This window comes from Loktanella sp. DJP18, assembly GCF_049310965.1.
GTDB lineage: Bacteria > Pseudomonadota > Alphaproteobacteria > Rhodobacterales > Rhodobacteraceae > Loktanella.
In genome coordinates, this window is the sequence record NZ_JBMERN010000152.1 from 1 (window position 1) to 7,350 (window position 7,350).

Here is a 7,350-nt window from a genome sequence, read left to right on the forward strand (position 1 = left end):
GAGTTTATGGGCGCGTCTAACAGGGCAGCGGGCTTAATTTTTGATGCTCCCCAAAGTCTTCAACAAGTCTGTAGGTTTAAAGATCCTGTTGAACGTCGTTGCTTGCACCGCTAATCGCATTTCCAGCGGTTGATATATCTTGACCGGCACCCTGAACGGTCTCGCAAGCGGCGAGGGCTCCCAGGCCAAAAATTAGTGCTGAAATTCGGAGAATATACATTGAGACGTTCCTGTCAAAAAATTCATATAACCAACCTCAAAGTAACCGATTTAGTTCCACGTCTAAACCTTATCGCCAGGATGGCTCAACGATAAGGACTGCATGTGAAATGGTCTTTAATCTTTACGTCCACTAAACGGCTATCTGAGGTAAAAGACGCGTTCCTACCTCGCGCTCGCAGAGCGCGTCGACTAGTGGTGGCGCAATACGAGGCAGTCTGCACACGTCCCAAAAGAGAGGGTTTTAGAACGCTTTTTGGGGCAGCCGGGGCGGTTTAATTCGATTGTCACGTTAGGATCGATGTAGTTCAAGAAGCAACTCATCAGCTTGCCGGATAAATTCGCGCTTCTCTTCTTCGTTTTTCAATTTGTCGACGTCTTCAAGGAAAGCTTCGACCCTTTTCCGGATAGCCAACAGTTCTTGAATTTCCGCTTCTGAGGTCTTGGTTCGTGCGATTTCATCACTCCGCTCGTTCAGTGCTTCTTCCAACTCATGGATTTTTGCTCCAAATTCATTCTGTATCATTAGGGCTCTCCTTATCATGCTGTAATAATTGTAAGCCTCAATGTGATTATTTACAACAGAGACGGGCTACGGCGTAGTATATTCGACGACTTAGCTGCTCTCCCAAAAATGACCGTTTGTGGAACGCTTCTTTGCATCCAGGCAGATTACGTCGCTGGCTGAATCGAGACTTTCAATCCGAGCGCCTTCGTAACCTTCATCACGGTTGCCAGCGTCGGGTTTCCTTCACCGGATAGCGCTTTATTCAACCCCACCCGGCTCATGCCGACCTCACCTGCCAGCGCGGTCATATTGCGCGCACGGGCCACGGCTCCGAGTGCGCGGGCTATGTAAGCTGGGTTGTCTCCACCCTCTTCCATGACCGCCTCAAGATAGGCGGCAATATCCTCCTCGGTTTCGAGGTAATCTGCTGTGTCGTAGCGGGCAAAAGTCACGTCTTCCATCGCTCAATCCTTCCAGTGATCAGCTAGTGCCTTGGCTTGTCTGATGTCAGCATCTTGGGTGGATTTGTCGCCGCCACAGAGCAGGACAATCAGCACCTTGCCGCGCGTCATGTAGTAAACCCGGTAGCCGGGGCCGTAGTTGATACGCAGCTCTGATATGCCGCCGCCAACGGGCTTCACGTCACCGGGGTTCCCCACAACCAGACGGTCCAGCCTTGCAGCGATGCGCATTTTTGCACGTCGATCCCGTAGGCCTGACAACCAGCCGTCGAAAACACTGCTTCGGATCAGCTCAACCATATGACAACTATAGTTTCATCGGGTAGGATTGGCAACTATAGTTGCCATACATTTTTACGCAAACCATGTTCAGATCCGGCTCTGGCTTTTGCAGAAGCTGACGAACACCGTTTCGATGTTCTTTGCACCGAGCTTGATTCCCTTCTGGGCACAGAACGACCGGAACGCATCCGCGATTTTACCATGATCCCAGTTGCAATTCTCACTGGCCAGCTTCGCCCATGGATCGGTGTATTTTACGCTTCCAGATTCAGGGAAGGCCAGCCGCTCCTTGGCTTCTGCCCGTCTGCCTTTACGGGCAACCGAATGGGCTTCCTGTTCCTTCTTGGCATCTTCAAGCGCTTCTTTGATTTCCCATGCCAGTTCAACTTCGGTGGTTTTGCGGCGTTCCCGCTTTGTGATGCGGTAGCTAACACGGAACCGGCTCGATTGATTGACCTCATCAATGGCGGCGTCGAGAGAGTATTTTTTGAAATCAGGCCATCGTGCTAACTTGCCTGTCTGGACGCCAAGGCGGGCGCGAAGCTCTTCGACTGTAAATCGCTCCATCTGTCGTTCACGGGCTGCACGGAAAGAAATCATCTCGTGCAGACGGTGGGCGTAGCGCGAGGACATGGCGAGGCCGGCACGATAGTCCAGAATGGCGTAGAGGTTCGACTGCTCAACGATCTTGCGAAACTCGTCATCGAATTTGTAACGCAGCCTACCGCTGCCTTCGTCCGTGTCCACACGACCCACTGCGATCAGGCCGTAGATGGCAGTGTGTCCTTCGGCGGTGTTCACATGGCGCATGGTCACGCTGCGCAGCTCCTCAAAGAGCCGCACCACGTCTTCGTGGGTCAAGTTGCGAAAGCCCTTCACCTGCTTGAACGTCGCCAAAGGCAGCTCGTGCCACTGATCTTCGGCGATTTTACCGCCTGCGTTCTTCATCAGCACATCTTGCAGCTTGAGCGCCTGCAAACTGGGTGGATTGCGTAAAGCACGCTCGCTGTATTGCCCGTCAGCCAGCTCACCCGCCTTGCTCAATTTAGCCGGGTCACGGCTACTCGTTTCTGCGCTGTTTACTGCATATCCCATAGCACGAGTTATACTGTGAGTTTACTATACGTCAATAACTCACAGTAGTCCCGAAAACTCACGTATAGGGTCCCGAAAACTCACGCGAAGGTCCCGAAAACTCACGCCTAACTCGATTACCCCATTAATTTCATATAGTTACAGCCCCCTGAAATAAAGAAATGTATAGAAATAAAGGAACTGCGTTCCTCTTGTTAAAATAATGAGATGGATTTGGGGATTTTGGTAAGCTCAGTACGTCCTATCGCTCGTTTGCGTAGCTACCCACGCCATGCCCATCGTCACACGCAATGTTGCGGACTTTGAACCGACAGGCGTTCAAATCATCAATCCGTGGGAGCAGTTGCTATAATGGCAAACAGTCCGACGAGTTTCGCCCGCCTACTCTGTCGGTTGCTTGATCCACGATGCGCAGTAGACGCTGTTATTGTCAGCTTCGAGCACAGTGCCGCTCATATCGCCGCAGAAGTCTTCACCGCTGGACGACCGTAGGAGTTCACCGACTTCAGCGAGACGCGCCTTTTGAATGTTCCCTTTCGCCCACCAGTAACCGCCAAATAAGCCAAGAGAGGCTGTGAGCGCCGCTACGAGGGCCATCATGCCCATTCTGCGCCACTTACCCTTCTCGTGGGCCTCCATGACGCCTAGCAGCCGCTCTGCGGCGCTATGGAAGGCTAGGCTGGCGTCTTTCTGGGCCGTAGCGGCTTCCCCCACCTTGTGGGTGATCTCCACGGATTTTGAGCGCATCTCGCGTGCGGCCTCTCCGGCTGCGTTCAGGGCCGCGCGGTCCTCCCGCATGGCCTTGTCCAGAATGGCTGCAATCCTGTGACCGTTGGTTTCCCAGTCGGTGTTCTTGACCACCGTTGCCATGTAGGTGCGGGCATCCTTCACGGAGGCCGCTGTTGCCGCCGCCTGATGCTGCACGTCGATCAACGTGGTGGTGTTCTCTGCCGTAACGGAGACGAGGGCTTCCAGCATTTCGTCCTGGGGCGTGGGGGCGGCAGGGTTTGTCCGATCAGGCATTGCGCGCCGCCTTTTTGTCGAGGTCTGCCAGGAGCGGCTGAATGTCTTTCACGTCGAGATCCCGTGTCACCCGTTCACGCAGGAGGCCCGCGAGCTTTGCCGCCGCTTCTGGCGTTTCCATGGCCGCCTTCACGACGACGGCGCCCGCGATGATCTTGACGCGGGTGTCGGTGGCTTTCTTTTTGGTCCTGAGGCGGGAAAGCTTGTCCTGAGCGGATGCAATCTGCTGGTCTATTGTCTTCATTGCGCGCTCCTTTGGGTTGTGCTTTGATAGCAAGCGCCAGTGTGTGGGTAAAGGGCTGGAAACACGAAGTGCTCACCTATACGTCGTTGCACGACGGCGAGCGAAGGACCGCTGCGCATCCTTTCGAAACCAAGCTAAGAGGGCGATCATGGCGATTTATCATTTTGATGCCTCTGTGATCTCCCGCAGCAAGGGCCGGTCCGCGACCGCCGCAAGCGCCTACCGCGCCGCCGAGCGTGTGCGTGATGCGCGCACCGGCGAGGTGCACGACTACACCCGCAAGGATGGCGTCCTGCACACCGAGATCCTTGCCCCGGCACACGCGCCGGACTGGGCGCGTGACCGGGCGTCGCTGTGGAACGCCGTCGAAGCTATCGAGCGCCGCAAGGACGCGCAGGTCAGCCGCGAGGTCCGCGTCGCCCTGCCGTCCGAGCTGACGCCGGAACAGAACCGCGATCTGGTGCGCGGGTTCGTTCAGGCGCAGTTCGTGGACCGCGGGATGGTTGCTGACATCGCGCTTCACGCCCCGGGGCGTGAAGGGGACCAGCGGAACCATCACGCGCATATCATGCTGACTACCCGCGAGATTGGTCCCGACGGCTTCGGGGCCAAGAACCGCGACTGGAACGCCAAGGAGCTGCTGGTGGACTGGCGCTCGTCCTGGGCCGAGCACGTCAACCACACCCTTGAGCGCTGCAACGTCCACGAGCGGGTGGATCACCGCACGCTGGAAGCGCAGCGCGAGGAGGCGCTTGAGCGCGCCTATGCGGCCGAGCGCCGTGGCGACGAGCGGGTCCACGTCGCGGAGATGGCCCGGGCCGTGGAGCTGGACCGCCCGCCCCTGCCCGACGTCGGCGCCCGGGGGTGGAGCATGATGCGGCGCGGGATCGCCACACCGGCCTCCGATCGCTGGCAGGAGGTGCGCGAGATCGGACTTCAGGTCCGCGAGGTGGCCCGCGAGTTCCAGACGCATGCCCGCGAATGGCTGGAGCGCGCGCTGGACCGGGTGCAGGAGCGCGCGGCGGCGCTTGGTCTTACCCGCGCCCCGGAGACGGCGCTGGAGCGGCTACAAGCCGCCCGCGCGTCACGTGGGCCCGAGGACAGGCCACAGAACGCCCTTGAGCGGCTACAGGCAGCGCGGGCGGGGCGTGGTGAGGACCGGAGTGCGGAGATCGCGCGCAACGTCGAGAGCGCCGGGGCGGACCTCACGGAGCAGGACCGGGAGCGGCAACGCGTGCTGGAGCGCGAACGGATTCTGGAGCGGCAAAGGGGTATTGAGAGGGAAGGGCCGGATTATAGCATCTGAGCGTGATTTTCGGATGTCTGACACCAAGAATTTCTGTTCAGCACGCTTAAGGATAAGCGACAAGGCAGCCCCGTGGGTTAAATGGCTTCTTGTTCCTGGGTAGGTTTGCGGCGCTTAAGGCCACCCAAGATGCAATCAAATGAAATATCCGGTTATAGGCGCTCTTTATACCTAGAAAATAGAGAAATATTATAATGATGTGTTGACCGGCCTACTGAAATCGCCTTGCGCTACATCTTTGATAAGCTGCAAAAAACCTAAATAGTATATTTTTATATTTGATTTCCGCTGTTGATAGCAGAATCTGCGGCCTGGAGTATCAGCTTCAATGCGAACACGTGCTACGCCTCTGATACTAGGCATTTGTCTATGTGCAGAGAGGGGTATAAGCAGATCTTCTCCATAGTTTCCTGCAATGTATGTCCGATCTCTAACTAAATCCTCAATGGCCGTTGATATTAATTGGGTAAGCTCCATCGCATCATCATGTGTTTTATCACTAGACCAAAATTCAGGATTAACAGGGAATAAAGGCTCAGCATCAGAAGCGATGCTATCAAACACCCAAGGCTCATAGTAAATTGCCCCCATTTTTTCTAGGAGCGCGACTCGCGACCAAAAGTCAACCCAGTTTTCCTCTGTATCTCTTGTTATTCTATGAATACGAGTCCACGATCCCGATGCAGATTTAGTACCGCTGAGTCTAACAGCCCAAATTGCATGAACTCCAACTTCAGATAATTTACGGCTGGGGTATTCCTCTGGAGGCAATAAACTAAGCTGGTCTATAGGCAGTCCATAAGTCGCATCCAGTTGAATCATTCCATATATATCGACAAGCATCCTTAAAAGAAGTGGATCACCAGTCTCTCTCACCCTACGTAGGAAAGATGCCTCAACGGACAAACCCGTTACAAATGCAACTGGTAAGAATATAGGGTCCGATTCTAAAGATATCTCCATTAACTGATACTGAGGAAATGATTTTGTTGAACGCTCGGTATACTTTATAAGTCCGTATGAAATTAACTCGTCAACAGCGACCTTTGCGCGTGGCTTTCCCAAGCCAGTGTATCGCTCACATGCTTTAGTGGACCACTTACTGAGTCGATGATCGCTTCCAGTGCCTGCTGAAAGCACTAAATACGTCAAAACAAAATTCATCCGATTGCCGGTCTTTAAATCCCAAAGCTGTTCCCAAACAGCACGATCTATGACGAAGAATTTTCCACCGCGACCCTTGCCTCTTTTTGAAGTGGGAGATTCGCTCGACTCTGAACTCAAGATCATAAACCTTCGCTGAAGAAGTCGTTAGCTGAGTAGAGGTTCCGGCCTCTATCCCTATCAAGGTATTCAAGTAAATCAAGGAAATCAAGAAGAACGTACCTTATCAAAGAAATCAAGTAAATTTGTAGTATAATGTTATGGAATGATTTCAAAAGGTTAGCCTGCATCTTGTTTGAAAGTTCACCTGCAAGTGTTACCTTGTGGCTTGAGTTTCGACTGTTCAGAAACAGCGTTTTGATGCTGTCACCGTTGTTCTAGCCTGCGAGAGAAGTCATGGCATTTGTAACCCTCCTGTGCGTTCGCTGCCGTCGCTTCCACGGTTCGGTCCCTGCTGTGCAAGAGGCTCTGATCCCGGCAAACTTCTCCTCCTTGATGGCTGCGAACACAAACTTTCAGCAGGAAATAGAACCTTCAAAGCGCAAACTGATGTCAGCACGTGAAGCCATGGATCTTACCAAGAGTCGTTACAAAGAGACCCTTGAATACTTGGCTTAATGCCTCGGTTTGAGCCTCTACCCGATCTCGATGACACCGTTTTTCTTACTCAAGAAAACGTTGACATGTTTCATGAGGATATCCTCACTCCATATCAGATCCGTGGCTACAAAAGCCTTGATGGGCTGTTGGGTGCGCTAGGCAGGCCGAAAACTGCGCTGTACTACGATGTAGGCTGCGATCTTATCAGGGTCGCGGCCTACTACTGGCACGGTATATCTACAAGCCATGCATATATTGACGGTAATAAGCGCACAGGCTTTGTTAGCTCTAACAACTTTCTACTGATGAACGGCATCAGGTTCGAAGCCCCAGACTATGCGCTTGGTCCCTGGGTTGAGGAACTCTTTCAAACAGATCGTTTTGATCTAGACACATTAGAAAGCGTTCTACGTAGTCATTGTCATTGGGCGTAGATTGAGTGCTTCTA

Annotated in this window: 10 protein-coding genes; 2 read left to right on the forward strand and 8 right to left on the reverse strand. The window is 53.7% G+C overall.

The features are described from left to right. Positions 1 to 76: 76 nt before the first annotated feature. The 7 genes from ACOI1H_RS22210 to ACOI1H_RS22240 form a co-directional block, all read right to left on the reverse strand. Entirely contained in the window at positions 77 to 220 is a 144-nt protein-coding gene (locus ACOI1H_RS22210; protein ID WP_422440254.1) for an entericidin A/B family lipoprotein, read from the reverse strand. A gap of 291 nt (positions 221 to 511) precedes the next feature. After that, the gene (locus tag ACOI1H_RS22215; RefSeq protein WP_422440256.1) at positions 512 to 745 is read right to left on the reverse strand and encodes a hypothetical protein; all 234 of its coding nucleotides are present in this window, start codon (positions 743 to 745) and stop codon (positions 512 to 514) included. Between the two features lie 146 nt (positions 746 to 891). Then, positions 892 to 1,188, reverse strand: a complete 297-nt coding sequence (locus tag ACOI1H_RS22220) for an addiction module antidote protein (RefSeq protein WP_422440257.1) — start codon at positions 1,186 to 1,188, stop codon at positions 892 to 894. A 3-nt stretch (positions 1,189 to 1,191) separates the two neighbouring features. Then, on the reverse strand, positions 1,192 to 1,488 hold the full coding sequence (locus ACOI1H_RS22225; protein ID WP_422440258.1) for a type II toxin-antitoxin system RelE/ParE family toxin: 297 nt from the start codon (positions 1,486 to 1,488) through the stop codon (positions 1,192 to 1,194). Positions 1,489 to 1,557: 69 nt separating this feature from the next. Next, positions 1,558 to 2,565, reverse strand: a complete 1,008-nt coding sequence (locus ACOI1H_RS22230; RefSeq protein ID WP_422440259.1) for a RepB family plasmid replication initiator protein — start codon at positions 2,563 to 2,565, stop codon at positions 1,558 to 1,560. A gap of 381 nt (positions 2,566 to 2,946) precedes the next feature. Then, positions 2,947 to 3,588 (reverse strand): hypothetical protein, encoded by a 642-nt coding sequence (locus ACOI1H_RS22235; protein WP_422440260.1) that lies wholly within the window; start codon positions 3,586 to 3,588, stop codon positions 2,947 to 2,949. After that, on the reverse strand, positions 3,581 to 3,832 hold the full coding sequence (locus ACOI1H_RS22240; RefSeq protein ID WP_422440261.1) for a hypothetical protein: 252 nt from the start codon (positions 3,830 to 3,832) through the stop codon (positions 3,581 to 3,583). Before ACOI1H_RS22240 ends, ACOI1H_RS22235 begins: the two co-directional genes overlap by 8 nt. A gap of 148 nt (positions 3,833 to 3,980) precedes the next feature. Between ACOI1H_RS22240 and mobQ the strand changes: the two genes are divergently transcribed. Continuing rightward, entirely contained in the window at positions 3,981 to 5,138 is a 1,158-nt protein-coding gene (gene mobQ, locus ACOI1H_RS22245) for a MobQ family relaxase (RefSeq protein WP_422440263.1), read from the forward strand. Positions 5,139 to 5,327: 189 nt separating this feature from the next. On the opposite strand, the gene ACOI1H_RS22250 is transcribed toward mobQ, so the two are convergent. Next, positions 5,328 to 6,422, reverse strand: a complete 1,095-nt coding sequence (locus ACOI1H_RS22250) for a hypothetical protein (protein WP_422440264.1) — start codon at positions 6,420 to 6,422, stop codon at positions 5,328 to 5,330. Between the two features lie 563 nt (positions 6,423 to 6,985). Here ACOI1H_RS22250 and ACOI1H_RS22255 point away from each other — a divergent pair. Further along, entirely contained in the window at positions 6,986 to 7,336 is a 351-nt protein-coding gene (locus ACOI1H_RS22255; RefSeq protein WP_422440265.1) for a type II toxin-antitoxin system death-on-curing family toxin, read from the forward strand. The last annotated feature ends 14 nt before the right edge of the window (positions 7,337 to 7,350 follow it).

Coding starts and splice junctions, on each gene's coding strand:
- ACOI1H_RS22210 (WP_422440254.1), bottom strand. CDS start 220: ATGTATATTCTCCGAATTTCAGCACTAATTTTTGGCCTGGGAGCCCTC.
- ACOI1H_RS22215 (WP_422440256.1), bottom strand. CDS start 745: ATGATACAGAATGAATTTGGAGCAAAAATCCATGAGTTGGAAGAAGCA.
- ACOI1H_RS22220 (WP_422440257.1), bottom strand. CDS start 1,188: ATGGAAGACGTGACTTTTGCCCGCTACGACACAGCAGATTACCTCGAA.
- ACOI1H_RS22225 (WP_422440258.1), bottom strand. CDS start 1,488: ATGGTTGAGCTGATCCGAAGCAGTGTTTTCGACGGCTGGTTGTCAGGC.
- ACOI1H_RS22230 (WP_422440259.1), bottom strand. CDS start 2,565: ATGGGATATGCAGTAAACAGCGCAGAAACGAGTAGCCGTGACCCGGCT.
- ACOI1H_RS22235 (WP_422440260.1), bottom strand. CDS start 3,588: ATGCCTGATCGGACAAACCCTGCCGCCCCCACGCCCCAGGACGAAATG.
- ACOI1H_RS22240 (WP_422440261.1), bottom strand. CDS start 3,832: ATGAAGACAATAGACCAGCAGATTGCATCCGCTCAGGACAAGCTTTCC.
- mobQ (WP_422440263.1), top strand. CDS start 3,981: ATGGCGATTTATCATTTTGATGCCTCTGTGATCTCCCGCAGCAAGGGC.
- ACOI1H_RS22255 (WP_422440265.1), top strand. CDS start 6,986: ATGTTTCATGAGGATATCCTCACTCCATATCAGATCCGTGGCTACAAA.